Below are 26,902 nucleotides of genomic sequence, written 5' to 3'. Positions count from 1 at the left end.
CAACCTCGGTGATCTAGCTCTGTTTGAGTCTGGGCCAAGCTAAGCTAGCTTTGTAAGAGCTGTGCCTGTCGTGGCTGTTTGAGCCTAGAGTCCTTGCGCTTGCAGACCGAGGATTGTGTCAAAATGCATTACAGAGCCTTCTAAATTCCGCCCCTAATTTGCCCTGGCTTTGGGCTAATTCACAAAGCTGAAATTGTTTCTTAGTCATCTTCATCCTGCCTGTTAATTGAGCCAGCTATATGACCGACGTGCCCGTTTCTCGCATTCGTAATTTTTCGATCATTGCCCATATTGACCACGGAAAATCTACCCTCGCGGATCGCCTGCTACAAACAACTGGCACTGTTAGTGATCGGGATATGAAGGCCCAGTTTCTAGACAATATGGATCTAGAGCGCGAGCGGGGGATCACTATCAAGCTCCAAGCAGCGCGGATGAACTACAAGGCTCGTGATGGCGAGCAGTATGTCCTTAACTTGATTGATACACCAGGGCACGTAGATTTCTCTTATGAGGTGTCGCGATCGCTCGCAGCTTGTGAAGGCGCGTTGTTGGTAGTCGATGCCTCACAGGGTGTAGAAGCGCAAACGCTAGCCAACGTCTATTTAGCTTTAGAACATAATCTAGAAATTATTCCAGTCCTGAACAAAATTGATTTGCCTGGTGCCGACCCGGAGCGAGTTAAGCAGGAAATTGAAGAGGTCGTTGGTCTCGACTGTAGTGGAGCTATCTTGGCCTCGGCTAAAGAAGGTCTGGGCATTAATGAAATTTTGGAGTCGATCGTCCACTTGGTGCCCCCGCCGAAGGACACGATTAACGATCGCTTGCGAGCTTTGATTTTTGATAGTTACTACGATAGCTACCGGGGTGTGGTCGTTTATTTCCGAGTCATGGATGGCACGGTGAAAAAAGGCGATCGCATCCGGTTAATGGCCTCGAAAAAAGAGTACCAAATCGACGAGCTAGGTGTACTTTCTCCCACCCAAGTCCAAGTGGATGAGCTGCATGCTGGCGAGGTAGGCTACCTAGCAGCGGCAATCAAAGCGGTTGAAGATGCGCGGGTAGGTGACACGATTACTCAAGCCAATGCCTCGGCAGCCGAGCCGCTCCCAGGCTATACAGAAGCCAAGCCGATGGTGTTCTGTGGCATGTTTCCGGTAGACGCCGATCAGTACGAGGATTTGCGGGAAGCATTAGAAAAACTCAAGCTCAATGACGCAGCGCTTTACTACGAACCGGAAACCTCTAGCGCGATGGGATTTGGGTTTCGTTGTGGCTTCCTCGGCCTGTTGCACATGGAAATTGTGCAAGAACGGTTGGAACGGGAATATAACCTGAATTTGATTATTACGGCTCCCTCGGTGATCTATCGAGTCACGACTATGAAAGGCGAAGTGACTCTCGTAGACAATCCAAGTCGTTTACCAGGCCCTCAAGAGCGCGAGAAAATTGAAGAGCCTTACGTCCAAGTAGACATGATTACGCCGGAGGAGTACGTCGGCACCCTGATGGAGTTGAGTCAGACCCGACGGGGGGTATTCAAAGATATGAAATACCTCACTAAAGGCCGTACAACGCTGATTTATGAGTTGCCTTTGGCTGAGGTAGTGACTGACTTCTTTGATCAGATGAAGTCGCGATCGCGCGGTTACGCCAGCATGGAATACCACTTAATTGACTATCAAGAAAATCCGCTGGTGCGCCTAGACATCATGATTAATGGAGATCCAGTAGACTCATTGGCTACGATTGTCCACCGCGACAAAGCTTATGGAGTGGGTCGGGTACTGGTCGAAAAACTCAAAGAACTAATTCCTCGCCACCAGTTCAAGATTCCTCTACAGGCAGCTATTGGCTCCAAAGTCATTGCCAGCGAAAGTATCCCAGCGTTACGCAAGGACGTACTAGCTAAATGCTATGGCGGTGACATTAGCAGGAAGAAGAAGCTGCTGCAAAAGCAAGCCAAGGGTAAAAAGCGCATGAAGGCCATCGGTACCGTAGATGTGCCCCAAGAGGCGTTTATGGCTGTCTTGCGCCTCGACCAGTCCTAATTTGGGCTTTGGGCGGCATTACTGAGGTTAGTTTGCCTCGCAAATAAATTTACTTGCATTTGTACTTGCCGTTGGCAGCACTCCCACTCGAAAGCACCTTGCGGGGAAACTACTGAGTGGGAGTATTTTTTGCAAGCCACAAGTAACTCGTGACTGATGCAAGGCTTACTGGCGGAATTTTCATCAGCATCAGCAGGCTCAGGAATTCAAGTTAAAGTCTGATTACATCTGAGCTGTGATCAAGGCTCCTATTTTAGTCAATTCAGCATCTTCCAATTGACATATTTGATATTAAATTTATTCTGATTCTTAGATTATTTACTGGCTAATGCTGAGGCTCTTCAAGCTTAGAGGGCACTAGAGCGATCGCTCCTTAACAGACATTCTCAGCATTTTGGCATTGACTTACTTGGTTTCCGGTAAGGCTAAACTAGGCTAATTTTCATCAATCCAGGGTTGCTATTAAGTTTTGGTGAATTCTACGGTTTTAGATCTGACTCCACCCAAAATTTCTGTTAGTTTTCTAAACAAATCAGTACAAATACGGCAACGCTAGACAGTCCAAAAATCAGAGGTTAACTTAGAGGACAGCTTTCCTCCAAAGAGCTAATCCAACAGCTTAGAAACCTTGAATCGGCCCTAACGTCTGTTTTCCAGTTGACTCAGGATTGGGTTGTAAAATAATTCAACCCTCTTCAAATATCTGTAGCTTCAAACTATGAGAATTTTAGTCACAGGTGGTGCTGGATTTATTGGTTCACATCTCATAGATCGATTGATGACAGAGGGACACGAAGTCCTTTGCATCGATAACTTCTATACGGGACATAAACGGAATTTGCTGAAATGGCTAAATCATCCCTATTTTGAGTTGATTCGCCATGACATCACCGAACCTATTTCCCTAGAAGTGGACCAGATTTATCACCTAGCCTGTCCAGCCTCGCCAGTGCACTATCAGTACAATCCAGTCAAAACCATCAAAACTAATGTGATGGGCACTTTGAATATGCTGGGCTTGGCTAAACGAGTCAAAGCGAGATTTTTCCTCGCTTCTACTTCTGAGGTTTATGGTGATCCAGAGCAGCATCCTCAAACTGAGGAATACCGAGGAAATGTCAACCCTATTGGTATTCGTAGCTGCTATGACGAGGGTAAACGGGTTGCAGAAACCCTAGCTTTTGATTACCACCGCCAAAATGATGTTGAAGTTCGCGTGGCTCGAATCTTCAATACCTACGGCCCCAGAATGCTAGAAAACGACGGTCGGGTTGTCAGTAACTTTGTTGTTCAAGCTCTGCGAGGAGTTCCCCTGACTGTTTATGGGGATGGCTCTCAGACTCGAAGCTTTTGCTACGTCTCAGATTTAGTAGACGGTTTCATCCGTTTAATGAACGGTGAGCATACTGGTCCTGTAAATTTGGGGAATCCTGATGAGTACACCATCTTGCAACTGGCTCAGGCCGTGCAGCAAATGGTGGCTCCAGATGTGGCAATTCGATTTGAACCATTACCCCAGGACGATCCCCGTCGCCGTAAGCCCGACATCACCAAAGCTAAAACTTGGCTGGGATGGCAACCGACTGTTCCTTTACAGGATGGCTTGCGGTTAACTGTGGAAGATTTTCGGACTCGGATTACAAGCCCAAATCCAGATAGTAATCCGTCCGTCAACGATTTAACTGGCTCTCCTGCCATGTTGAAAACGTTCTAAAGCGTTCCCTGCCTCGTTCTGATTTCCTGACCTTTCACCTTCATTTGCCCCTTTTCGAGGACTCACCCTATGCGCGTTTGTGTCATTGGTACTGGATACGTTGGCCTAGTAACTGGAGTCTGCTTGGCTCACATTGGACATGATGTGATCTGCGTTGATAACAACGAAGAGAAAGTCAAACTGATGCAGGCTGGTCAATCTCCCATCTTTGAACCGGGGCTGTCAGAGTTGATGCAGTCTTCAATTCAGCGTGGAAAGATTCAATTCACAACTGACTTGGGTGCAGGTGTTAACCACGGCGAAGTACTCTTCATTGCAGTGGGTACACCTCCACTACCAACCGGCGAAAGTGATACTCGCTATGTAGAAGCAGTAGCTCGCGGCATCGGTAGCCATCTCAACGGCGGCTACAAGGTGATTGTGAACAAGTCCACCGTACCGATCGGCTCAGGTGACTGGGTCAGAATGATTGTGCTCGATGGGATTGCTGAGCGTCAGCAAACTTTGGTCGGCGCTGGCGGTGCAATAGCTGAAGAGAGCCTCGGTGCTCAGTTTGATGTAGTCAGCAACCCTGAATTCTTGCGGGAAGGTTCGGCTGTATACGACACCTTCAACCCTGACCGGATTGTTTTGGGGAGCAACAGCTCTAAAGCGATCGCGATGATGCAAGAGCTCTACACACCAATTACAGAGCGGCAGTTTGCGGAAGACAAGTCTTTGCCCCCAGTGCCAGTGGTTAGCACCGACATCAGCTCGGCAGAAATGGTGAAGTATGCTTCCAATGCCTTCCTAGCTACCAAAATCAGCTTTATTAACGAAGTTGCCAATATCTGCGATCGCGTTGGCGCTGATGTCGTACAAGTGGCTAAAGGGATTGGTCTGGACTCTCGGATTGGTAGCAAGTTCTTACAAGCTGGAATTGGCTGGGGTGGTTCCTGCTTCCCCAAAGACGTTTCAGCGCTGATTCATACCGCTGATGACTACGGTTACGAAGCCCACTTGCTCAAAGCTGCGGTCAGCGTCAACCAGCGCCAACGCTTGATTGCGCTCGAAAAACTCCAGCAAGTCCTCAAAATTTTGAAAGGCAAAACGGTTGGTTTGTTGGGTCTGACCTTCAAGCCCGACACAGACGATATGCGGGATGCGCCTGCTCTAGACTTGATTGAGCACCTAACTCGTTTGGGCACCAAAGTTAAGGCTTACGACCCCATCGTTTCCCAAACTGGTTTGCGTCATGGCTTGTCCAACGTACTAGTAGAAACTGACCCTGAGCGCTTGGCTGATGGTTGCGATGCCTTGGTGTTAGTGACCGACTGGCAGCAATTCCGCACCCTCGACTACGCGAAGATGGCGAAGTTGATGAACAACCCCGTCATGATCGATGGCCGTAACTTCCTCGAAGAAGAAATCCTAGAGCGGGCTGGCTTCCGTTATCTAGGTGTGGGTCGATAGACTCTTAGCTGAAGCTTGGTCTGAACTAGACTCACTGACTTTCAGTATCTAAACACGCTCTAGAAAATGCGCCCTTTCCTATAAGAGGGGCGCATTTTTTTCGGGGGTTTTTGATTGCGATTACAGCAAAGGCTTTGCTTCAGCGTAAGTAGCCAAATCTAGCTGAGCTAGACGATCGTAAGCTTGGGCAATGGCGCGATCGCCTCGTAAAAATCCCGTATTGGCCCCCGGACAGATAAAGCTGAGGGTTTGGGGTGTAAATCGCTCCAGTAGTTTTTGAATGCTCCGCAACTGGCGGGGCCAATGGAAAGTTTTGGCAATTCGCAACGGCACAGGCTCCCCTTGATTGCTGGGGATTAAGTGACGCCCAGAGAACAGCACCCCACCATAGGCTTGGTGATAAAGACAAGCGGAGCCCGGAGAATGTCCTGGGGTCCATAGAGCTTGAGCCTCTGGGTAAAACGAGAAGGTTTCATGAAACTGAATCGGATTTAATCCTGGCAGCAAATAGGCTTCCTGCTCTTGGACCACGATTTGGCAGCCGAGGGTTTGTTGTATTTCACTGACATATTTGCTAATGCCGCCGCGATGAGTGATAAATAGCCAGCGGACACCACCCTGAGCTTGTAAAAACTGTAGGTTGGCTTCGTTCCAAGCAGGACAATCGACCAGGATATTGGCATCGTTTCCTACAATGAAATAAGCAGTACCCCCCAAGATGTCTCGATTAGGTGGGAAGGCGTACAGGGTGTAAGGAGGTTGTCCATCCAAGACAACACGAGGCTGCTTTGATAGTGAGCTTTGTGGCTCCGGCATAGTCTTAGTTTGGCTTTGGAGTTCTTGTAAATTGAGAATACGCTGGCAACAGCTCGTGAGACATGTCTACCAGGCTAGTGGGCTTCTTGCATAGTAGTTTGGCTAGGGCTTGGCCCCACTCAAACTAATCACGAAATCTAATTTGCAGCAGGCTAGTGATAATGTTGCTTACTGGTCATGAAAGTGTTTAAGACATCCTCTGAAGGCCACTTGAGATTAATAGCATGACTTTTTGGTTGCTCTCACTCGTATTCTTGCTTGGCTTCATTACCTACCTGGTTGTGCAGCGCAATGTTGCTAGCATTACCCGCACTCCAGTCTGGATTCTATGGCTGGTAATGATGACGCCTGCGCTAATTTGGAGTACCTGGACCCTAGTTTACGGTGAGAATAATCCGCCCCCACCTATTTTAGTGATTGGGCCTTTTGTCACCTGTACCCTCTTGTATTGGTTATTGATTCGGGTAGGGCGCATCCCTAATTCTGCTAGCAAGACTGCTGAGGCCACTAGCCAACCTACATCGCCGGAAACGAAGCATTCTTTATTAGCTGAGCCAACGGCGGCGGAAGCAAAAACTGTAGTTAAGCCTCTCAATAAAGAGGAAGAGGCCAGTTTGCAAAGCTGCTTTCCTTGGTCAGTCTACTATGTTCAGAACTTTGAGTACCGACCTCAAGCGGTGATTTGTCGGGGACAGTTGCGCACTACACCCGACGCAGCTTATCAGACGATTCGGGACAATATTGAAGCTCAATTTGGCGATCGCTTCTTGGTGATGCTGCAAGAAGGAGCAAATGGCAAACCTTTTTTCGCTTTAGTGCCCAATCCCCAAAGTCACCAAGCCGATCAATCGAAGCAAGAGCCTTTGACTCGACCCGGATTGGCACTGGGATTATTAGTTGCCACGCTTTTCACTACTACCCTAGCGGGGATTGAAATTGCGGGCGTAACGGTGACTTCGCTTTCGCAGTTGTTTGCAGAACCGCAGCTATTTTCGGCTGGGTTGCCCTATGCCTTGGCTTTAATGACAATTTTGGGAATTCATGAGTCGGGGCACTATTGGACGGCTCGCTTTTATAAAGTGCGGGCGACGTTGCCCTATTTCATTCCCATTCCTTTCTTCCTGGGAACATTTGGCGCGTTCATTCAAATCCGTTCACCGATCCCTAATCGTAAAGCGCTGTTCGATCTAGGCATTTCAGGGCCCATGACTGGGCTGATCATTACATTGCCCATCTTGCTGTGGGGGTTAATGCACTCTACGACTGTGCCTGCGACTGATAAGCTTGGCCTCAATTTCAATGCCTTGAATCCTAGTACCTCGTTTTTACTGGCGCTATTAAGTAAGTTGGCTTTGGGTGCTGCCTTGACGGCTGAAACTGCGATTAAATTGCATCCAGTGGCGATCGCAGGTTGCTTGGGCCTCATTGTGACAGCGCTTAATTTAATGCCTGTGGGACAACTCGATGGCGGCCATGTGGTGCATGCGATGTATGGGCAGCGAGCTGGAGCCTTAATTGGTCAAGTGACCCGGTTGCTAGTCCTGGGGCTGTCGCTGGTGCAACCGGATTTCTTTCTCTGGGCAGTACTGCTATTTTTTATGCCAGTGGTGGATGCACCCGCACTCAACGACGTGAGCGAACTCGACAATCGGCGAGATTTACTGGGATTGTTTACTTTGGGCTTACTCTTAATGATTATTTTGCCTGCCCCCAAGGTTGTGACTCAAATCCTAGGTTTTTAAGACATACTGCTGAAAGCCTGACTTGATGGAAGCAGGAAGGAACGTTGCCGATGACTCAAGACGTTAGACAGTGGCTATCTGAAATCAAAGCTTTGCAACAGCAATTGGCTGAAGCGGAGCGAGAACGAGACGCAGCTTATACTAGTGCGACTAACTGGCGTCGGCTCTACGAAACCGAGGCCCAACAGCGCCGCACGGAGACGAACCTAGCGCAACAGGCGATCGCAGATTTGCAAACGGAGATTCAGCAGTTGCGAGGCGGCATCATCTTTGGTGACAATGCCAGCCACTCTGCCGCAGACATGACTCAAGCATTAGACCAGCTCCAAACGCCCGCTGAGCTACGCGAGAAGTTGGGGCAAATTTTGCAAGAGCAAAGTCGCCTCCAAGGTGAAGTGGAGCGATTAGTGCAGGCGTTGCAGCTAGAGCAGGCCAACCATGCCCAAACTCGTAAAAGTTTAACTACTGCCTTAGGCGATACGATTGACTTACTGACGAAAGAGCGAGCCATCAAACAAGTAGAAAAAAGCACCAGTAGTATGACTAATACTGGTGCTGATTCAGCTTCTGAGAATCTAGATTTAGAGGCAACTAAAAGCCCATTGCTTGAGCTACCGCCGTTAAATCAGGCGCAATTCCCTGTTTAAACTGGTTGGCGCTGTGTTTGATGGCTGAGTCTGGATCTTTCAAGCCATTGCCTGTCAGGACACAGACCACCGTAGCTCCCGTAGGAATTTGATCTTTCACCTTTAGCATGCCTGCTACTGATGCGGCGCTGGCAGGTTCACAGAACACACCTTCTTGGGAAGCCAAGAGGCGATAAGCTTCTAGAATTTCTTCATCAGTGACGGGGTTAAAAGCGCCTTGACTGGCATCTTTAACGGCGATCGCTTTTTCCCAATTCGCCGGATTGCCGATGCGAATAGCGGTTGCCAGTGTTTCAGGATGCTCAACCGGAACGCCGGAAATTAGAGGGGCAGCACCTGCGGCCTGGAAGCCCATCATCCGGGGTAAGCGATCGCAACGACCCTCTTGGTGGTACTGGCAAAAGCCCATCCAGTAAGCAGAAATATTACCCGCATTACCCACAGGAATGCAGAGCCAATCGGGGGCGTTACCTAGCACATCCACGATTTCAAAGGCAGCAGTTTTCTGTCCTTCCAAACGGTAGGGATTCACCGAGTTCACCAAAGTAACGGGGTGAGTTTCCGCCATTTCCCGCACAATTTCTAAGGCGCGATCGAAGTTGCCTTGAATTGCTAGCACTTCAGCACCATACAGTAAAGCCTGAGCGAGTTTGCCCAAGGCGACATAGCCTTCGGGAATTAAGACAAAGGCACGCATGCCACCCCGACGGGCATAAGCGGCGGCGGCGGCTGAAGTGTTGCCCGTACTGGCACAAATGACAGCTTGCGCTCCCGCTTCTTTGGCTTTGGAAATTGCCAAAGTCATGCCTCGATCTTTGAAACTTCCAGTAGGGTTAAGGCCGTCATATTTTACGAACACCCGCACCTGCCTACCAATCTGCTCTGCGATCGCAGGAACCGGAATCAGGGGGGTGTTGCCCTCATGCAGCGTTACTACAGGAGTCTGATCAGTAACGGGTAGATAGGGTCGGTAAGCTTCAATCAGACCTGGCCAACTTATGGCCTTTGGTGCAGATCCAACAGAGGAATTAGCGGAGGACAGGCTTAGAGTCACAGTGTCAGCTAGGTGGGTTCCAAAAAAATTGAAGTAAACCTTAGTGTATCGCGATCGGCAAACTTCTCTAAACTTTCAGTGTGCCCACCCTGAGCTTGCGCCTGAACTTATCAGCGTCACGCTCAAATATCGATACATTCCTTCACCTTAGTTCATTAATCCAGTAAAATAAGCAAATGGTGTGAGTAAGCAAAAATGACTAGTCAACTACTGATCTCGACAAGTGCATCCAGCTCATCTAGTGCTCCCAGCGGTCTAGAACCCGGTGAACCTGCCAGTAGTAGCACAGCCGTCTCGGAAGCCAGAAATCGTTTAATAGAATCCATGAAAAAATCTGCTTATCAAGTTGATCACCAAGTTAGAGTCCTGACCTTGCAAGCAGAGGCAGAGGCTTTACTTCAGCAACTGCAAGCTTTAAAGCAGCAACGTTCGATCTCAGAACTAGCTTTAACTCATCGCTCCTAGGTGGCAGTCAGCCCCGCACCCGCTAATCCCTGCTTTCAAGTTTGGGAGCAGGGACACGGAACTTTAGTTTTCTCAGCGAGTGCTATGGGGTGAGATGATTTGGCTCTGCGATCGCCAGCTACGAACTCGCTACGAACCGGAGTGATGCTCAATGGTGGGGGGCCGCAGCGGCTTGCGGATAACCAATATGAGAAATTTTCATCCCTATCTCCAAAAAACTTAATACTTAAATTCAATCTTGTGGTAAAAAGGACTGGTTACTGAGCTTGCAGCTAGAGTGGCACTTTGGTTTGCAGCACTCATTTTTTCTGCCAAGTTTTTCTACATATCAATTGACGCAACTACTTGAAAAGCAGAACCTGCTACCTTGCATTAGCAGGTTTTTAATTGTGCACCCAGATATCACTGCTCATTGGAGAAAGTTCATTTCTTTATGACCGTATCGACAGTAAAGCCTGAAAACCTAGAGTTTGATGCACCTGCTTCAGCTCTACGTCTCAAAGACATTTTGAAGACCTTACCGAAAGAATGTTTTCAAAAAAATAGCCGCAAGGCGTGGTCTGCTGCATTATTCAGCGTCGCTGTCGTGGCTCTAGGTTATTGGGGTTTAGCGGTTGCCCCTTGGTTTCTTCTACCTGTGCTCTGGATTTTTACAGGGACCGCGTTAACTGGTTTTTTTGTGATTGGTCATGACTGCGGCCATCGCTCTTTTGCCAAACGCCGCTGGGTGAATGATTTGGTGGGTCACTTGTTCATGATGCCTCTGATTTACCCCTTCCACAGTTGGCGCATTCTCCATAACTTCCACCACACCCATACCAACAAGCTAGATATTGATAACGCTTGGCAACCGTTCCAGACAGAGTATTACGATAGTTTGCCACGCTCACTTCAGAACGGCTATGAGGGGCTGCGGGGGCGCTTCTGGTGGGTCGGTTCGATCGTGCATTGGGCAGGGATACACTTTACTCTGGCGGAGTTTCAACCCAAGGACCACTCCAAGGTTAAGTTGTCTGTGGCGGTTGTGTTGATTTTTGCCGCGATCGCTTTCCCCACTTTGATTTTGACAACAGGCATTTGGGGCTTTGTGAAGTTCTGGCTGATGCCTTGGCTGGTCTACCATTTCTGGATGAGCACGTTCACTTTGGTGCATCACACCGCACCAGACATTGCATTTTATCCTGAAGAGCAATGGAATGCGGCTGATTCTCAGCTTTCCGGCACGGTGCATTGCAATTACCCTGGTTGGGTGGAGTCTTTGTGCCATGACATTAATGTGCATGTGCCGCACCACATCTCCACCGCAATTCCTTCCTACAACTTACGGATGGCTTACCAAAGCTTGCAGCAAAACTGGGGCGATCGCTTATACAAAGAGTGCAACTTCTCTTGGGCATTGATGAAAGAAATTACAGACCAATGCCACTTGTATCATCCTGAGGCTTGCTACCGCTCGTTTACGGACTATCGTCAAGGCGAATAGGCATCACTTGCGGCTGAAATTTACGTTTTTTTATCTAACGGGAGTTTCAGCCGCTAGAATTAAGGCTATTCTGTGTAATCAGATTGCACGAATTTCAGCAATGTTGGTGAGGGAGTGGGCATGAACAGATTGCAGCAACTGGTAAGTTTCACGGCCACGGCTCTGGTCCTGGTTGGTTGTGCTGGGGGCGATCGTACGGCCCAGCAAAATCCCACTCCCGCTTCTCCGTCTGTGGCTAGTTCCACCCAAACTGTTAAAACTCAGCCGATCGCCCAACAAAATTTTTCTAAGCCCATCGTCCCACCCGTACCCGTGGTCAAAACGGTTCCCGTACCAGGTTTAGTGCAGCCAACTAATGCCACAGCTCGATTGCCGCAAATCGCTTCAGGTCGTCGTGACCCCTTTGCCGCTGTCGTGACCTCTCCAGTCGTGGTGCCTGGACCTGTGACTAGTACTAGTACTGCTGCAAGACCAATCCCTCAGGTTGCTCCGGTGCCGAGAGTGGTGAGAACGGCTCCAGCTAGACCCGCTCCTAGTCAGCCTGCTCTCGCCCCAGTCTTTGCAGCGGCTCCTTTACCGCAGTTGCAGCCTAGCTCTCCTAATTTCACTGCAGTTCCCTTACCTCCGCCTGCTCCGTTTCCTGGTGTGGTGCCTCTGCCGCCTACCAGCGTTGCGAATGTGATCGAGGTGACTGGGGTGGTGCAAGTGGGCCAAAAGGTAAGCGCCATTATCAAAGTGCCAGCAGAGTCTACGAGCCGCTATGTCAGTGAAGGCGAGTATTTAGCGGGTGGCATTTTAGTCAAGCGGATTGAGTTGGGCACCCGCGAAGAGCCTTTGGTTGTGCTAGAGCAAAACGGCGTTGAAATTGTTAAAGCTGTAGGTAGCGCAGGCAATACAGTCGCTCGCGCCTTCTAAGCGCTGAGGCGGAGGCTGGAACGAATTCTGACGTCTAGAATGGGAAGGAGCTTTGCTTGACCCCAGTCTCTAGGTAGGTGTGCGTAGCTATGAAGCGATCGCCTCAGTCAACGATTTCCCGGAACTTGAACTATCAAGAGGTTTATACCTGCCCCATCTGCCGTCATGGAGAGATTGCAGGTATGACCTTGATGGATGCGTTTGCTTGTAATTTTTGCCGCCATATCTTCACGGCTAACTTGGGCGAGCAATCGGTGCAAGTAGTAGATAACTCTCATCCCTTAGCCTGGCGCTGGAACGGGCAGACTTGGCGAGGTCTGCACCAAGTAGATGGTGACCAAACGGTCTTAATTTGGCTGATTGGGCTGATTTTGGTCGTCTTGCCATCGGCTTTGGTGGGGCTGGCCTCTTATATGTTTCCGCCCCTTGATGCCAGTCCCTCTAGCTCTGTCCCTTTGCTGTGGACGAGCTTAACGTTCTGCTTGCACTTCATTTTGGTGGCGTGGTTGGTGGCAGAGCATCACCAGTTCCCGCTGTATGTAGCTTGTAAGGTGCGATTGCAAGGACTTACCAATCGGTCTTGAGGGGTTGCCCTACTCGAATTGCTGTTTCTTGCTAGACCAACGTTGCAGACGGTAGCCCGCAGATCCATCTACGACGAGGACGGGGATGCCACCATCACCTAAGTCTGCGATCGCTAACAGTGACTGTTGGGCCGTTCCATCAAATTCGTTATAGAGCACAGCGCCCGTATCTGACACAATCAAGGTCCGCGATCGCCCAGCAGGACGTTTCTGGGCGTCTGGCTGGTCAAGTTGCAAGGTAGCAAGCGTCTCTGGGTCAAGGGTAAACACGGCTTCGAGTTGCTGGTTGCCAGTCAAGTCAATTTGTTGCACTTGCCAACTACCAATTTCGCTTTGTTGGAGTAAGCCCGCAGGGGTTGCTGTCACTCCCGTGGGTAATTGATTGCTTTGTTGTAGTTCTGTCGCTAGTGCTTGCAAGATCGGATTGGCCAGCTTGGGTTGCTGTTGATTCAGATCTGCCAAAGTAGTCACTGCGGGGGTCGTCCATTGCAAGGCTGTAGTCGTCAGGGCCAAAGGACGGGGTAGGGGTTGTGCAGCCGTAGGAGCAGGAAGGGGGTCGCCAGCCACCAAAATCCGTATGGTGCCGCCTTGTAGTTGTACTGCTTTGGCTGTGGCGAAGACAGTGTCTTGTTGGCCCGCATCGGTCCAGACCAAAATCTGTAGTTGTGGATCGGTGGTGAGGCCCAGCAAATTCCACAACGGTTCGGCCCCATCAGCCTTAGAAAACTTAAGGTCAGAAAAGTTAGAGCGTTGCCAACGCTTGCCATCGTAAAAAGCCGTCACCTCCACTTCGTACCAAGTTTGTCCAGCCTCTAACTTCAAACTTGAGTTCTTTAGTTGCCACCAATCCGCAGGGTTGATTTGCTTCAGTGGCTCTGCTGTGCCGACAACTTGGCTCAGGTGGGTACTGGGAGGAATGACATCCGAGAAGTTGGGGTCGAGGCGATCGAGGAGTTTGCTAATCCGAGCGATCGCGGCTGGTTTGGTTTGGGGTTGTTTCTTTAACCAAGCGATCGCCGCAGCTTTGTCTTTTTTAGCGCCAACAATTAAAGCGCCCCAAGCTTTGGCATCGGTTTGCATTGGGTCAACTTTGAGGGCTGCCTCGACCCGATTCCACAAGCGATCGGCATCTCCCTTCAACAGAGAGGCGACCTCCTGGCTATTATCCACGGACGCTTGAAACACGGATAAAGCTCTGGTCCAACGACCATCAATTAAATTCGTGAGCACTTGTTGGCTAGGGCTAGCCCAAGACTTTTCTGCTTGAGCTTGGGTCGCTTCTGCATGCAGCCGCACAAAATCCATCTCGGCTTGGGCTGCGTTGGACCACAGGTCCGGATTGGCTTCACTGGCTTGGCGGAGCGATTTGAACCAGGCTAAAGCTGGAGACCATAAGCCACTCCGGGCTAAGGTCATAATTTTGCCGTAGATTTCTGTATCAAAGGCTGGATCACTGAGCGAAATAGCTTCTAGCTGAATCGGGTCCGGTAAAAACTGCCGTGGCTGGACCTGATAAACTTCAAATTGCGGCTCTAAGCCAACGGTTTGGTCTACTACTAGTTCTGGGGTGGCTCCGCTAGTAATTGCTTTCCAGGCAGGAGCTTGTCCTGTAGAACTTGTCCACTCCAGCATCCAACCTAGGTAGTCTCGGTCAGGATTGTAGTGAGCCACGCGGCCATAAGCAATAGTGTCGTCGCCTCGTACCAACTCGCCGCTCAGCAGTAACCATACGCCTGAGGTGGGGGCTTTGCCCTCAAAGCGCTGAATGGTGGTGAGCGGGAGCGATCGCGCGGACCCTTGGTTCTCCGAATTGGCATCGACAAGTGGAGCGATCGCAAAAGATTCTTCTGGCCCCGCTACGGCGATTTGGCTAGCTAGCCAGTAAGACTGCTCTTGCTTAATCTGCCGCCGCGCATCCTCAACGGGTCGATAAACCTGGAGCTCAACAATTTGCTCACAGTTACTCTTGGTTGAATCTAGAGTGCTAGTGGCTTGACAGAGGGGGCGTCGAGCCAAAACCGGAATTAAAAGATCGGTAGCAGTTGCGCTTTTGTTGGCTCCCTTGGCTTCATTACCGAGAGAGATGGGTTCACCTGGAATCCGACCTGCTTGGCGAATGCTGGCGCGAATTTCTGAGAGGGTTTGGAAAGTTTCCTGGTTGGCAACCGGGATGCGAGTCCAAGTGGGTAAATATTGATTTAATCCCACGATTGCATCAGGATCAACAATCAGTAGAATGGCTATCCAGGCTCCGCCAACTGTCAGCCCCGCCGCACCGCATAACAGTGCCAGTGCCCCCAGCAGGGAGAGCCAAGAATTAGCCTGAGCCTTAGCGGGTGCCTGGGGAGGACTCGGAACTCTGGGTGGGGAAGCACTCGCAGGCGGCCTTGGAGTCGCTGGCTTGCGCGGTGGCAAAAGCTTCGGTTTCTTCTGGGGTTGGAGCGCAGTCTTATCCGGTTTAATTCCCATTCCAGCTTTCAGTTAGCAATCAAAAATCTTTGGCGATCGCAGGTTTGCAGCTGAGCTGACTGCGTACTGATCCATACAAGGTGTAGTGACCTCTTCCGGTCAACCCATAAATTCTTGGAAGCGAGTTGGAGTCTCAAACTCTCCTTCCCGATGAGGGAAGGGGAGGGGAGTTAGGTCTCATAATGCTTAGCGATCGCGCCATCAACTCAGCAAATTTGGAACTAACTGTACCCCTAATTCTCAATAGTTCAGCAGGAATTTCAGACTTTTGCCAAAATCTACAGAATTTAAGCTTCTAACAAGGCTTGTTCGTAAAGTTGGCCTGCCCGCTCCCAAGTGTAATTGGTTTCGATCATCGATCGCGCGTTGTGAGAAAGCTCTGCTCGTAAAGCTGGATTTTCAAACAACTGGCTAATCGCGCTGACGTACTCAGCCACAGAATTCGCTCGCAATGCCCGCAGAGGCACATCGGCTCCATCCATAGTCAAGCCTTCCAAGCCGCGATTGCTAGCCACAATGGGTGCGCCTGCTGCCATTGATTCCAAGGTTTTGGTTTTAATGCCCAAACCAACGCGGAGGGGGACGACGCATACTGTCGCTTGGTGCATGTAGTCCACCATTGAGGGGACTTTGCCCGTGACCACCACACCAGGTTCCTCTTTGAGGGCTAAAACTTCTGCGACGGGACGCGCCCCCACCAAGCTAAAGGTAGCTTCTGGGTAACGCTGCCTGACTTGGGGAAACACCTCTAAGGCAAAGAAGCGAGCCGCATCAATGTTGTGGGAAGAATCCATCGCGCCTACAAACACCAAGCGCTGTCCCCCTGGGTCACTGGGGCGATAAGGAAACATCTCTAAGTCCACGCCGTTAGAAACGACGGTAATGGGAGAGCCTGGGGAAATGGCCGCTAGCTTTTGGCGATCGTCTTCCGTAGTGGCAATGAGACTCGAAAACTTAGCGCAGTAGCGTTTCTCGTAGCGATAGAGCAAGGGCAGATAGAGGCGATCGCGCAATGGATTTTCTGAAGCCCCATGCTCTAGATGGTTTAGCACCCAACCGTACACCGAGCTATGCACATCGACGACGGTGTGGACAGATTGGCGAAACTCCGGGCGAATATAAACTTCATTGACGCTGTGCTCACAGGCAATCACGTCACATTTTCCAGCGGCGACAAAGGTGTCTACCCAAGCTTGCACTTCTGGGGAATATCGTTTTAGGACGTTGGGGGGTGTGGTTTTGGCCACAGACTCAACAAAGCGACCGACTTTACTCAACAACCCAGGCTTGGCTTGAGACTGCTCCCCAGGAAACACCATCAGGTGGCTGACCCATTGCCGTAGCGCCTCCACATCTTCATCGGAGGTCCAGCGTTGCCGCTCAGTCACTAGCGTCACTTCATGGCGTTGATGCAAATATTTCAATAAATTAAAAGTCCTGCCCTCCGCTGCTCCCCGGCTGGGGGGATAGGGGAACGTATTACAGGAGAGCACCAGAATTTTCATAGGAGTTGTTGGGAAAAACTATAACCATTCAATCTCTGTGGCTTGCTCAGATAGCTTGGCAGCTTGCTGACCCGCTGTTCTGGCTCTGGCGCAGTAGACGCTAATGGGCGTACTGATCAGCTCGATCGCGGGAGTTTTGCCAAGCAGCGTTTTGCCCGTCTGAATCGGTAGTTCCTTTAAGAACCAGCGGCTAAGCAGATAGGCCGATTCCTGCCAGGTGTGTTTGCGGGTTAAGCCTACGCCATAGAGTTCGTGTAAGTAACGATTGGAGCGGCCATAGCGTTGCCACTGGCTTTTGAGGTCTTTGAGGGTAGCGCGATGACGATGTTGCACGATCGCCTCTTCGGCAAAATGTAGCTGCCATTCCGTTTGTTTCTGGATGCGCCAACAAATGTCAGCGTCCCCCCCGGTGGTCATGTAGGGTCGAAATAATCCTACTTGCTCTAGGGCTTGGCGTCTAATGGCTAAGTTAGCTGTTTGGCCGTAGGGACAGAATGAGTGAGCGAGAGTATCTTTTTGGCTCAGGAGGTTGCGGCTGTCAGCGTAGCGCTCTAGCAAGGTTGTGCCAGGCAGAGCAACGATTTCACCTGCAACCAACCCAATACTGGGGTCGGCAAAGGGTGGCACAAGCAGCTCTAACCAGTTGGGTTGGGGGCGGCAGTCGGCGTCGGTAAAGACAAAAATCTCTCCGATTGCAGCTCGAATGGCAGTATTGCGGGCGGCATAAGCGCTTTGAATCTTGGCTTCGGTGAGATGGTGCAGGTTCCACCCTTCGGCTTGGGCGGACTCAGCGGCTTGCTGCAAAATTTCAGCCGTGCGGTCTTGGCTAGCATTATCGACTAAGAGATACTCCACCCGTTCTCTAGGGTAGGTCTGAGCCCGAAGGCAAGCCAAAAGTTCAGGTAAATCGGTTTCGCCGTTGTAGATTGGAATGACAACGGAAACCTGAGGCAAGAAGGTATCTGGCTGAGGGCTATCCATCGCTTGATTTCTCTAAAATCTTTATACAGCCGTCCCTAATCTTTATGAAATTCATATAGCGGGCTCGATCCAGATTCTAAACGGAGCGATACCATCAATATCGAAGTGGCAGTTTGGAACTGCATCTTCACTCCAGTTTTAATGCTCTAGGGATGCGAATTTAAGACATTTTGAGGGGCGCTTTCCCAGTCACAGCATTTTCTAGTAATCAACTCATGCCTAAAGTTAGTATTTGCATTCCTACTTATAACCGAGCCAATCTGCTCCCCTACGCGGTTAATAGCGTTCTTCATCAAACTTACACAGATTTTGAGCTGCTAATTTGTGATGATGGCTCAACTGATGCGACCCCTGAAGTAGTGAGCCAATGGGACGATTCGCGCATTCGCTACATTCGTCATCCCGTCAATATTAAGCGCAGCAAGAACATGCGCTCTGGGTTTGAGGCAGCTTGCGGCGATTATTTCATCAAGTTTGACGACGATGATGCGCTAACGCCAGAGTTTTTAGAGAAAACGGTTGCTGTGTTGGACGCTAACCCGGATGTGGATTTTGTCTGCACGAATCATTGGATTATTAATCCAGCGGGAGAGCGAGAGGAAGCGGCAACATTGGCCAACGCTGCTAAGTGGGGCAAAGATAAGTTGCCAGCAGGTGTAATTCCTAATTTGGTTCACGAAACGTTTGTGCGCCAGAGCTTACAGGTGGGCTCGACGCTATTTCGCAAAGCTTGCTTGGATGAAGTGGATTTCATGCGCTTTGAAGCGGATGGCTGTGAGGATTTTGATTTGTTGGTGCGGTTGGCGATCGCGGGTAAGCAGGGCTACTTTTTGCCAGAGTATTTGATGGAATACCGGATGCACGGGGGCCAGAATAGCCTACGCCAGAGTATCCACTTTTTGAGAGCCAAGCTGTTCTGCCTCAACAGCTACCACTTTGATGCGAGCGATGTGGAGCGGCAGCGGATCAAAAAAGCGGCAGGCTTGAAGCAAGATCTCGCTTTGAGGTTAATTGAGAAAGGCGACACAGCGGAAGGCCGTCAACTTTTGCAAGAAGCGAATCAAGTTTTGGGCACTTCTAACCGCGCTAAGGCAGGCTTGGTGCTCTCGTACCTACCAGAAAGTTTGCGCCAAGTTGCGTTTAATTTATTCCGCCAAGTGCGAACCAAGGACTACGCGGAGCAGGTACGCCAAGTACAAACTTCTAGCTAAATTTGGGTGCTAACAAAAGTGGGTGATTCAGGGGTAATTAGGAGCGATCACCCAAACTTTCACCCATTTAACTCCATCAGTTTTGTAGTTCAGTGAGTAGTTTCGTAGTTCAGTGCGTATGTACAACTAAGCTCTTATCCAGCTATCAATAATATTCAACAGTTTTTTCTCACCAAGCATCTTCTGCATTTTTTTACCTCTTGGCTCTTTAAGGCGTTCACTAACATCCATTAAAGATTCAAATTTTTTCTTCTTACGTTCACTTAGCGCTGCTTCAGAAATCGTTGCGGCCTTTTGAGGAGAAACCCCTGCACTTCTCAGCTTTGCAGTCAAATCAGTCTGGCTAAGGCTATTAAACGCATCCAGTGGATGAATTTTTTCTGGAATTCTGTGTTCTAGTTGATCAATTCTTTGAATAATCTCTAGTTTGTTTTCTCGATATTCATCTCTTAACTGGTTTAACCGCTTCTCGTATTGAATTTCGAAATTTTTAAAGTATATCTCAAATTCATTTGAATTTATATTGCCTGAAGAGTTAGGAGGAGAGTCTTTCTTAGTGGCTTTGATTTGGCGTGAAGCTATCTCTTCATATTTCGGTGATACGATCAGGGCATTGACCATTTCACCTTTGCGTGGGTTTATTTCTTTTGCCCTTACAGCTGCATAATATTCTAAGTCTCCCTCAATAACTGCATAACGTTCTGGACCAACTGGCTTCAAAACAACTGGGCTTACAAGTCCACCTATATCTAAAATCATCTGAGCCAAAAGCTCTAACTCAGATTCGGAAAATTTTGAACGAGAAACACTTGAACTAATATTCTTTACATCTACTAGCGCAACTTCAACCATTAACTTATACCTATCTAGTTTTATTTAGAACTTCATTCGTTAAAGCCTCAAATTCTTCCGCAGAAGGTGAGTCAGGCGCAAAATCAAAAACTGATTTTGGATCAGGAATTTCTAAATCTCCTACAGTTATTGTTTGATTTATGCAGTGGGAGAGAAATGCTCTTTCAAAAATGATGCTATCCATGAGTGGCATATCATATCGCTGAGAAATAGCTTCTCTCTGTTTTGGAAAGGTATGTTTCAAAAACTGAGGATGTGTAGAAATTTTTGAAGGAAGAATTCCAAGCAAAGTAATTGGAGGTATTGATCGATCTTCTCGATATTCATTAACCTGATTTATAAAACCTTGAACATTCGGTAAACCCTGGTTGGCGAAAGGCTTTAAGTCCGAAGGTATAATCAAATAATCTGCTGCTATCATAGCTACCTCTGCATATAAATCTCTTGATGGAGGTGCATCAATAATTACATAGTCATACTTGCTTTCTACACGCTTTAATTTCGAAGTCAATCTAGATCTACTTACTGCAATTCGTGTTAATTTGTCTTGATACTCAACCAAAGTGATGTGAGATGGAATTACATCAATTTCTGGGTTGGTGAAAAAATTAGATTTTCGAGCGACATCTTCAATAAAATTGAAATCTCCTGATTCTAATAGATGATATACATTGCTATCTTTTAAGTTGTCCTCCTCATCAAATTGAAATTTTATCAAACCAGTAGCAAAGGTAGAGTTGGCTTGAGCATCTATATCAATTAAAAGGACCTTTTTATTTTTTCTGGTTAAGCCTGCTGCTAAATTAACAGATACAGTAGTTTTACCAACACCACCTTTGTTGTGATAAACCGCAATTGTTTTCATGGGGTACTTCCTTGGGGGATCTTGTTCTGTAGAAGAAGGACTTGCCTTAAGGGTATCTTTACCAATAAGGATTCTAATGTCATCAATTTTGGTGGCAACTTCTCGACCAAGACAGTTGAATCTTAGCTGGATGTCACTTCCAACTCGCTCAAAAATCCTGATTTCTTTACCATTGGTTAGCAGTCCATACTGAACATTCAAACTAACCAAATATCGCTTGAGTTTTCGAACATGCGTGTCCAGATTTTGGTTGGGGCTTTTGGCTTCCATCACCACACTTAATGGTGAGTTATCATCCAACATAAAAGGAATGACTTGGGCAGCAAAAGCTAAAAAATCTAGACGAATACTACCGACCGCAACTTCTTGATACCAGCTATCCGGTGTATAGCCCAGTTGAGGCAGCAAATATTGAACGATGAGCTTGCTTTCAACCTCACTTTCGTTGCGGCAAAGCTCAGGATTGAAATCCAAGTTAAATTTTCCCCTGAGATACAGCTAAATCAGAAACAGCCTTATAGTTCCCGATTTTGGCTCAAGGTCAATCGTCTTTAGTAGAGCGGCGTTGCAAATATTCAATAAATTTAAATAGCATTTAGGGCAAGTAAGCAAGCTTTTTACTATGACTAAAGCTAGTTAGTAAAAAGGTGCTACTTGCCCTAGAGCAAAATTTTGCTCCTTAAATTAGAACAAACAGTTAGTTCTAGAAGACTATTTAACTGCGCTTGAAGAGAGAGGTGAAGCGGTCTTTGACGTTGGCGATCGCCGATTGGAACGCATTAGCAACAGCTTGCTCAGGCTTCACGGCAATTTGGATCGGTTCGTCGCTAAATTCCTTCAATCGATAGCCGTATTCTAAATTGGCTTGATTCTTGCGGAGGATCGGAAACAGGCGGAATGCACCTTCGCGCAGATCTTTTTCGCTATCGTAGATCGCCATATTAATTTGGCTGCTGCGCTTCACGGCAATTGAGCCGACTGGGTACCACTGCTTTTTGTTCTGAATTCGCATATAGATATTGAACTCAGGCACCCCGTCAGTTTTCATTTTGTCGTACTGCTTCGAAGCTTCCGTCCGCTTGACAGCTTTCTTAGAAACAGACTTTTTTGGGGTTTCTGCCTTACCAAATCCACCACTCGTCACAGCGATCGCTCCTTGCTCTCTTAAGGAAAGTTTACAGTATTTTCAGAAATGAGAGAACTAGCGAGAGTGCGGATATCTACCCGATCCCCATTACGCTAAGATGCTGTTTCTAGGGACTTCATAATCAGGTGAAAATCGGCAGCGATCGAGTATTCTTAAGGGTCAGAGTAGCGATCGTAACTAGCAAAGATTCCCCTGAGTAAAGTTTAAAGTTTGGTACCACTGCGCTTATGATCTGGACTGCATGTTATGTCGTAGGTGCCTAACCCCCTAGCCCACCCTGGCTCGGCCATGCATGACCCTTGAGAGGACGCAACGAATGGGATTTATCATCGCAACTGCAAACATGAAAGGTGGCGTTGGCAAAACGACCCTCACCATCAACTTAGCCACTGCCCTGGCCAAAAATCATGGCAAGCGAGTTTTAATTGTCGATCTCGACACCCAAATCAGCGCCACCCTCAGCCTCATGGCTCCCGGCGATTTTGCCAAGCTTCGCAACAATAAGCGCACCCTGCGACACCTAGTACATCGCGCCATTTATAGCGACAAACAACTGCCTAATCTTGTCCCTGAAGCAGTCCAAGCCTACATGTGTAATGTCAAAGGATTGGATTTGTTGCCCGGAGACATCGATTTATACGATGAATTCTTAGTTTCTGAAATGCTGTTTGAAAAAGCCACAAAAGACAGCACCAAAAACTTTGAACAAGTTTGGAATAACTTTGAAAAAGGGCTTATTTCAAGTATTCTGCAACCTGTTCTTAAAGACTACGATTTCATCATTCTCGACTGCGCCCCTGGCTACAACCTTTTGACTCGCAGTGCCCTCTTAGCCAGTGATTTTTACGTTCTGCCTGCCAAACCCGAACCCCTCTCTCTAATCGGGATTCAACTTCTGGAACGACGCCTTGCCAAACTGCGAGAAACCCATAAGGAAGGTGCGCCAGTCAAAATTCAGCTGCTGGGCATCACTTTTATGCTCTCTGGCAATATACTCACGGGGCGCTATTACAGCCAAGTCATGAAGCGGGTGAACGAAGACTACAGCGAAGCCAAAATCTTTAAGACTCGGATTCCTGTAGATGTGAATGTCTCTAAGGCCGTCGATTCATTTACCCCTGTGGTGCTCAGCAATCCTAGTTCATCGGGTGCTAAAGCTTTTGCGGGACTGGCCCAAGAATTTCTACAAAAACTCACGGTTGCGGCCCGCCTGGACCAGAAGCCCAGCAAGTTTGCCCTGGCCGACATGGAGTAAATCCTGGAGAGAAGATCTTAGGGGCTTAGCATTTGAGCCAAGATGAATCTATCAGCATCAGAAATTGCCACTCCAAATGCTAAGCCCTGAAATACCAAGCGCAGCAATCAGCTACACCGAACTCTCGGCGGGTTGCTTTTCTTTGGCGGTTTCTTGCACGCGCAGGGCCACTTCTTGCCCATAGGTGAGTTCTAGAATATGGCCATCTGGATCGGTGACAAAGGCCCAGTAGCCAATGGGGGGACCTGCATCAGCGGGGCCGTTGTTGAGGCAACCTTCTTCTCTGGCTTGGTCACAGAGGCGATCGACGACTTCGCGGCTTTCGCAGGCGACTCCTAGATGAGCAGGGGGTAAAAGTTTGTGCTCGACGTTGGGTTCTTGGAGCAACACAATCACAAAGGGCCGCGTGTGATCGGTGAGCCAAGCTACGTTCTCCCCGGTTTTGGGGTCAGTGCGCCGATGCACCGCTTCCATGTTGGCGTATTTGCCATAAAAGGCAATGCTGGCGTCCAGGTTGGTGACGGGCAAGGCCACATGGGTGAATCCAATATCAGTCATTTTTAGTTCAGATCTTGAGGCTTTACTCCACCACTATGGCGTGCAAGCCTGCCAGACGTTATCTTCTGGGAGATAGAACTATGGGCGATCGCGAACAAAGAACCTCTCCCCCAGCCCCTCTCCTACGAGGCGAGGGGAGCTAGAAGTAGCTCAAGTTTTTACGGCTCGGTTCCCCCTTCCCTCGCAGGGAAGGGGCTAGGGGGTTAGGTCTAGAATGCTCCTTCTAGGGCAGGTTCGCAGCGTTCGCAGAGTAGGGAGTGAGCCTCTGATTCGCCTACGTGGGTGGAGTAGTTCCAGCAGCGATCGCATTTTTCGCCATCAGCTTTGACTACGCCGATCCCTAGCGCGTCGGACTGGGAGCTGTACTGCAAGCCTTCTAGGGCGGCGGGGGAGTCGAGCAGTTCTACCTGGGAGACAATAAACAGGTAGCGCAGTTCGTCTACGCCGTTGCCTTGGAGGCTGGTGTCGGGGTTCATGGTTTGGAGCTGTTGGCGTAGCTCTAAGTCGGGCACGTAGAGCAGTAGCTTGGCTTCCAGGGAGGAGCCGACCATTTTTTCGGCGCGGGCTTTCTCTAGGACTTTGTTGACTTCTGCTCGGATTTGCCGCAGGGCAGGCCAAGATTTTGCTAGAGCTTCCACTTGCCAGCGACCTTCGAGATGCACCCAACCCGCCTCAAATACCGACTTGTACGGGGTGGAGTAAGGCAGGAATTGCCAGATGTCTTCGGCCATGTGAGAGAGCACAGGTGCGATCGCTCTGGCGAGGTTTTCCAGGATGATCCGCAGCACGGTTTGGCAACTGCGACGACGAGGGGCATCGGGAGCGCTAATGTACAACCGATCCTTGGCGATGTCTAGGTAGAAGTTGGACAAGTCCACGACGCAGAAGTTTTGCACCGTCTGGAAGAAGCGGAAGAACTGGAAGCTCTTAAAGGCTTCGGTGATTTCGTTGAAGACTTCGCAGGAGCGATGCAGCATGTAGCGATCGAGTTCTAGCAGGTCTTCGTAGGCGACCGAGTCTTTGGTGGGGTCAAAGTCGTGCAGGTTGCCGATCAAGAAGCGGGCGGTGTTGCGGATCTTGCGATACACATCCGACATTTGCTTCAGGATGTTTTTGCCGATCAGCACGTCGGAGGAGTAATCCACCGAAGACACCCACAGCCGCAGCACATCGGAGCCGTAGGGTGGTTCTTCCTTTTGATTCTTGCCGCCGTTGATCACGATCATCGGGTCTACGACGTTGCCCATCGACTTACTCATCTTGCGGCCTTGCTCATCCAAGACAAAGCCGTGGGTCAAAACGGTGTTGTAGGGAGCAACTCCATTCGCAGCGACGCTGGTGAGCAAGCTGGACTGGAACCAACCCCGGTGCTGGTCGGAGCCTTCCAGGTACATGTTGGCGGGGTAGCACAGTTCCTCGCGTTGCTTCGCGACTGCGGCCCAAGAGGAGCCAGAGTCGAACCACACGTCCATTGTGTCGGTGCCTTTGCGGTAGCTGCGACCGTTGTTGCGGTAGGTTTCGGGCAGTAACTCTTCGACCGGAAGTTCCCACCAAGCATCGGAGCCTTTCTCGGCAAAGATGGCTTGGACATGGGCGATCGTTTCTTCAGTCAGCAAAGGTTCTCTGGTGGCTTCGTCGTAGAACACGGGGATCGGCACGCCCCAATTCCGTTGACGGGAGATGCACCAGTCCGATCGCTCAGCCACCATTGAGGTGATGCGGTTTTCGCCTTGAGCTGGAATCCACTGGACAGAGGCGATCGCTTCTAGGGCGGCTTCCCGGAACCCAGATACCGAAGCGAACCACTGTTCAGTCGCTCGGAAGATGGTTGGCTTTTTGGTCCGCCAGTCGTAGGGATACTTGTGGACGTAGGGTTCTTCTTTGAGCAGAGAACCCGCAGCTTGCAAGGCATCGATCACCGCCTGGTTGCCAGGGCCGAGGACGTTTAAGCCTGCAAATGGGCCTGCCTCTTCGGTGAAGTCGCCGTTGTCGTCTACGGGCGCGAAGACGGGTAAGCCGTAGCGCAAACCTACTTGGTAGTCATCTTGACCGTGACCCGGTGCGGTGTGCACCAAACCTGTACCAGACTCGGTTGTGACGTAATCGCCACCCACCACGATTGGGCTTTCGCGATCGAACAAGGGATGGCGATAGGTGGAATGCTCTAGCGCTTGGCCTTTGAGCGTAGCTTTGACGGTAAGAGTTGTGCCTAGAACTTCTGAAAGTCGCTCTACCAATTCAGCAGCGACGATCAGGTATTTGGTGTCGGGGAGGCGATCGCTAGCTCCGACTTCTACCACCGCGTAGTTTAGCTTTGGGTTGACGCTGACGGCCATGTTGGCGGGGATCGTCCAAGGAGTTGTGGTCCAGATTGCCACTTTCAAATCTGGCAAATAGGGGCCAAAAGTTTCCTGAGCGGTGTCAGACAACCCAGTCATGGGGAAGGCGGCGTATAAGCTGCGAGAGGTGTGGCCTTCGGGATACTCCAGTTCTGCTTCTGCTAACGCTGTTTTAGAGCTGGGACTCCAATAGACAGGCTTGCGACCGCGATAAATATGACCTTTCAGCACCATTTGCCCAAACACGCCAATCTGAGCGGCTTCGTAAGCAGGTGTGAGAGTCAAATACGGATGCTCCCAATCGCCCCAGATGCCATAGCGCTTGAAGGATTGGCGCTGGTCGTCTACAGTGGCGATCGCAAAATCTCTGGCTTTGTGGCGCAGATCCAAGGGCGTTAGCTTTTGCCGCTCGTCTGGTTTCATGTTTTGCAGAACTTTCAGTTCAATCGGCAAACCATGACAATCCCAACCGGGCACGTAGCGAACTTTGCGCCCCTGAAGCAGGTGAAACTTATTGATAATATCCTTCAGAATCTTGTTGAGGGCGTGGCCAATGTGCAGCGAACCATTGGCGTAGGGAGGCCCATCATGCAGAATAAACAGCTCACCTGGATTGTTCTGCGACAGGTGCTCATAAATCTGGTGCTCTGCCCAAAACTGTTGCAGCTCTGGTTCGCGTTTGACAGCATTGGCGCGCATGTCAAAGTTGGTTTTGGGCAGATTGACGGTGTTTTTATAAGTTCCTGATTCTGTCACAGTCGGAAGCCAACGAAGGATAAAGGTCAAGTCTTGCTTCG

The 26,902-nt window shown here is 49.5% G+C and carries 21 protein-coding genes; 11 read left to right on the top strand and 10 right to left on the bottom strand.

The genetic code is table 11. The features are described 5' to 3' along the window. Positions 1–239: 239 nt before the first annotated feature. The 3 genes from lepA to H6F90_RS13800 all read left to right on the top strand — a co-directional run bounded on the left by lepA (position 240) and on the right by H6F90_RS13800 (position 5,217). Positions 240–2,051 carry a translation elongation factor 4 gene (gene lepA / locus H6F90_RS13810; RefSeq protein WP_190553019.1) on the top strand — a complete coding sequence of 604 codons (1,812 nt, stop codon included), beginning with the start codon at positions 240–242 and terminating at the stop codon, positions 2,049–2,051. Positions 2,052–2,769: 718 nt separating this feature from the next. Next, on the top strand, positions 2,770–3,765 hold the full coding sequence (locus tag H6F90_RS13805; RefSeq protein ID WP_190432928.1) for a UDP-glucuronic acid decarboxylase family protein: 996 nt from the start codon (positions 2,770–2,772) through the stop codon (positions 3,763–3,765). A 69-nt stretch (positions 3,766–3,834) separates the two neighbouring features. After that, on the top strand, positions 3,835–5,217 hold the full coding sequence (locus H6F90_RS13800; protein ID WP_190432932.1) for a UDP-glucose/GDP-mannose dehydrogenase family protein: 1,383 nt from the start codon (positions 3,835–3,837) through the stop codon (positions 5,215–5,217). Positions 5,218–5,337: 120 nt separating this feature from the next. Here the strand turns inward: H6F90_RS13800 and H6F90_RS13795 are convergent, their stop codons facing one another. Next, the gene (locus H6F90_RS13795) at positions 5,338–6,033 is read right to left on the bottom strand and encodes an MBL fold metallo-hydrolase (protein WP_190553018.1); all 696 of its coding nucleotides are present in this window, start codon (positions 6,031–6,033) and stop codon (positions 5,338–5,340) included. A 224-nt stretch (positions 6,034–6,257) separates the two neighbouring features. On the opposite strand from H6F90_RS13795, the gene H6F90_RS13790 reads away from it, so the two are divergent. Beyond that, on the top strand, positions 6,258–7,775 hold the full coding sequence (locus H6F90_RS13790; protein ID WP_190553017.1) for a site-2 protease family protein: 1,518 nt from the start codon (positions 6,258–6,260) through the stop codon (positions 7,773–7,775). 50 nt (positions 7,776–7,825) lie between these two features. Then, the gene (locus H6F90_RS13785; RefSeq protein WP_190553016.1) at positions 7,826–8,422 is read left to right on the top strand and encodes a hypothetical protein; all 597 of its coding nucleotides are present in this window, start codon (positions 7,826–7,828) and stop codon (positions 8,420–8,422) included. On the opposite strand, the gene thrC is transcribed toward H6F90_RS13785, so the two are convergent. Next, positions 8,367–9,476: a threonine synthase gene (gene thrC, locus H6F90_RS13780; RefSeq protein ID WP_190553015.1), complete on the bottom strand. Its 1,110-nt coding sequence runs from the start codon at positions 9,474–9,476 to the stop codon at positions 8,367–8,369. The genes H6F90_RS13785 and thrC overlap by 56 nt on opposite strands. A 195-nt stretch (positions 9,477–9,671) precedes the next feature. On the opposite strand from thrC, the gene H6F90_RS13775 reads away from it, so the two are divergent. The 4 genes from H6F90_RS13775 (at position 9,672) to H6F90_RS13760 (ending at position 12,923) form a co-directional block, all read left to right on the top strand. Beyond that, positions 9,672–9,941 carry a hypothetical protein gene (locus H6F90_RS13775; RefSeq protein WP_190433018.1) on the top strand — a complete coding sequence of 90 codons (270 nt, stop codon included), beginning with the start codon at positions 9,672–9,674 and terminating at the stop codon, positions 9,939–9,941. A gap of 433 nt (positions 9,942–10,374) precedes the next feature. Beyond that, complete coding sequence (locus H6F90_RS13770; protein WP_190553014.1) at positions 10,375–11,424, top strand: fatty acid desaturase; 1,050 nt, start codon at positions 10,375–10,377, stop codon at positions 11,422–11,424. A gap of 120 nt (positions 11,425–11,544) precedes the next feature. Further along, positions 11,545–12,339: a hypothetical protein gene (locus tag H6F90_RS13765; RefSeq protein ID WP_190553013.1), complete on the top strand. Its 795-nt coding sequence runs from the start codon at positions 11,545–11,547 to the stop codon at positions 12,337–12,339. An 89-nt stretch (positions 12,340–12,428) separates the two neighbouring features. Continuing rightward, positions 12,429–12,923 (top strand): hypothetical protein, encoded by a 495-nt coding sequence (locus tag H6F90_RS13760; RefSeq protein WP_190553012.1) that lies wholly within the window; start codon positions 12,429–12,431, stop codon positions 12,921–12,923. A 9-nt stretch (positions 12,924–12,932) separates the two neighbouring features. Here H6F90_RS13760 and H6F90_RS13755 read toward each other — a convergent pair whose 3' ends face one another. From H6F90_RS13755 to H6F90_RS13745, 3 genes are all read right to left on the bottom strand, one after another. Then, positions 12,933–15,392, bottom strand: coding sequence for a hypothetical protein (locus H6F90_RS13755; RefSeq protein WP_190553011.1), 2,460 nt, complete (start codon positions 15,390–15,392; stop codon positions 12,933–12,935). Between the two features lie 287 nt (positions 15,393–15,679). Beyond that, on the bottom strand, positions 15,680–16,897 hold the full coding sequence (locus H6F90_RS13750; RefSeq protein WP_190553010.1) for a glycosyltransferase family 4 protein: 1,218 nt from the start codon (positions 16,895–16,897) through the stop codon (positions 15,680–15,682). Positions 16,898–16,915: 18 nt separating this feature from the next. After that, positions 16,916–17,878, bottom strand: a complete 963-nt coding sequence (locus tag H6F90_RS13745; RefSeq protein ID WP_190553009.1) for a glycosyltransferase family 2 protein — start codon at positions 17,876–17,878, stop codon at positions 16,916–16,918. 215 nt (positions 17,879–18,093) lie between these two features. On the opposite strand from H6F90_RS13745, the gene H6F90_RS13740 reads away from it, so the two are divergent. Further along, on the top strand, positions 18,094–19,089 hold the full coding sequence (locus H6F90_RS13740; RefSeq protein WP_190553008.1) for a glycosyltransferase: 996 nt from the start codon (positions 18,094–18,096) through the stop codon (positions 19,087–19,089). A 126-nt stretch (positions 19,090–19,215) separates the two neighbouring features. Here the strand turns inward: H6F90_RS13740 and H6F90_RS13735 are convergent, their stop codons facing one another. From H6F90_RS13735 to H6F90_RS13725, 3 genes are all read right to left on the bottom strand, one after another. After that, positions 19,216–19,941, bottom strand: a complete 726-nt coding sequence (locus tag H6F90_RS13735) for a chromosome partitioning protein ParB (protein ID WP_190553007.1) — start codon at positions 19,939–19,941, stop codon at positions 19,216–19,218. A 10-nt stretch (positions 19,942–19,951) separates the two neighbouring features. Next, a complete protein-coding gene (locus H6F90_RS13730; RefSeq protein ID WP_190553006.1) occupies positions 19,952–21,280 on the bottom strand; it encodes an AAA family ATPase in 1,329 nt (442 codons plus the stop codon). A 241-nt stretch (positions 21,281–21,521) separates the two neighbouring features. Then, positions 21,522–21,950, bottom strand: a complete 429-nt coding sequence (locus tag H6F90_RS13725) for an HHL1-like protein (protein WP_190553005.1) — start codon at positions 21,948–21,950, stop codon at positions 21,522–21,524. A 319-nt stretch (positions 21,951–22,269) separates the two neighbouring features. On the opposite strand from H6F90_RS13725, the gene H6F90_RS13720 reads away from it, so the two are divergent. Next, positions 22,270–23,208 carry a ParA family protein gene (locus tag H6F90_RS13720; protein ID WP_190553004.1) on the top strand — a complete coding sequence of 313 codons (939 nt, stop codon included), beginning with the start codon at positions 22,270–22,272 and terminating at the stop codon, positions 23,206–23,208. Between the two features lie 111 nt (positions 23,209–23,319). Here H6F90_RS13720 and H6F90_RS13715 read toward each other — a convergent pair whose 3' ends face one another. Beyond that, the gene (locus H6F90_RS13715) at positions 23,320–23,766 is read right to left on the bottom strand and encodes a VOC family protein (RefSeq protein ID WP_190432965.1); all 447 of its coding nucleotides are present in this window, start codon (positions 23,764–23,766) and stop codon (positions 23,320–23,322) included. Positions 23,767–23,975: 209 nt separating this feature from the next. Next, the gene (gene ileS / locus H6F90_RS13710) at positions 23,976–26,861 is read right to left on the bottom strand and encodes an isoleucine--tRNA ligase (RefSeq protein ID WP_190553003.1); all 2,886 of its coding nucleotides are present in this window, start codon (positions 26,859–26,861) and stop codon (positions 23,976–23,978) included. Positions 26,862–26,902 lie beyond the last annotated feature (41 nt).

This window comes from Trichocoleus sp. FACHB-591 (assembly GCF_014695845.1).
In the GTDB taxonomy this organism is placed as follows: Bacteria; Cyanobacteriota; Cyanobacteriia; order FACHB-46; family FACHB-46; genus Trichocoleus.
Note: the sequence above shows the minus strand (reverse complement) of the source record. Positions and strands in the feature narration are given on the sequence as shown.

What these genes read in the sequence shown, in the direction of transcription:
- lepA (WP_190553019.1), top strand. Translation starts at nt 240, where the DNA reads ATGACCGACGTGCCCGTTTCTCGCATTCGTAATTTTTCGATCATTGCC.
- H6F90_RS13805 (WP_190432928.1), top strand. Translation starts at nt 2,770, where the DNA reads ATGAGAATTTTAGTCACAGGTGGTGCTGGATTTATTGGTTCACATCTC.
- H6F90_RS13800 (WP_190432932.1), top strand. Translation starts at nt 3,835, where the DNA reads ATGCGCGTTTGTGTCATTGGTACTGGATACGTTGGCCTAGTAACTGGA.
- H6F90_RS13795 (WP_190553018.1), bottom strand. Translation starts at nt 6,033, where the DNA reads ATGCCGGAGCCACAAAGCTCACTATCAAAGCAGCCTCGTGTTGTCTTG.
- H6F90_RS13790 (WP_190553017.1), top strand. Translation starts at nt 6,258, where the DNA reads ATGACTTTTTGGTTGCTCTCACTCGTATTCTTGCTTGGCTTCATTACC.
- H6F90_RS13785 (WP_190553016.1), top strand. Translation starts at nt 7,826, where the DNA reads ATGACTCAAGACGTTAGACAGTGGCTATCTGAAATCAAAGCTTTGCAA.
- H6F90_RS13775 (WP_190433018.1), top strand. Translation starts at nt 9,672, where the DNA reads ATGACTAGTCAACTACTGATCTCGACAAGTGCATCCAGCTCATCTAGT.
- H6F90_RS13770 (WP_190553014.1), top strand. Translation starts at nt 10,375, where the DNA reads ATGACCGTATCGACAGTAAAGCCTGAAAACCTAGAGTTTGATGCACCT.
- H6F90_RS13765 (WP_190553013.1), top strand. Translation starts at nt 11,545, where the DNA reads ATGAACAGATTGCAGCAACTGGTAAGTTTCACGGCCACGGCTCTGGTC.
- H6F90_RS13760 (WP_190553012.1), top strand. Translation starts at nt 12,429, where the DNA reads ATGAAGCGATCGCCTCAGTCAACGATTTCCCGGAACTTGAACTATCAA.
- H6F90_RS13755 (WP_190553011.1), bottom strand. Translation starts at nt 15,392, where the DNA reads ATGGGAATTAAACCGGATAAGACTGCGCTCCAACCCCAGAAGAAACCG.
- H6F90_RS13750 (WP_190553010.1), bottom strand. Translation starts at nt 16,897, where the DNA reads ATGAAAATTCTGGTGCTCTCCTGTAATACGTTCCCCTATCCCCCCAGC.
- H6F90_RS13745 (WP_190553009.1), bottom strand. Translation starts at nt 17,878, where the DNA reads ATGGATAGCCCTCAGCCAGATACCTTCTTGCCTCAGGTTTCCGTTGTC.
- H6F90_RS13740 (WP_190553008.1), top strand. Translation starts at nt 18,094, where the DNA reads ATGCCTAAAGTTAGTATTTGCATTCCTACTTATAACCGAGCCAATCTG.
- H6F90_RS13735 (WP_190553007.1), bottom strand. Translation starts at nt 19,941, where the DNA reads ATGGTTGAAGTTGCGCTAGTAGATGTAAAGAATATTAGTTCAAGTGTT.
- H6F90_RS13720 (WP_190553004.1), top strand. Translation starts at nt 22,270, where the DNA reads ATGGGATTTATCATCGCAACTGCAAACATGAAAGGTGGCGTTGGCAAA.
- H6F90_RS13715 (WP_190432965.1), bottom strand. Translation starts at nt 23,766, where the DNA reads ATGACTGATATTGGATTCACCCATGTGGCCTTGCCCGTCACCAACCTG.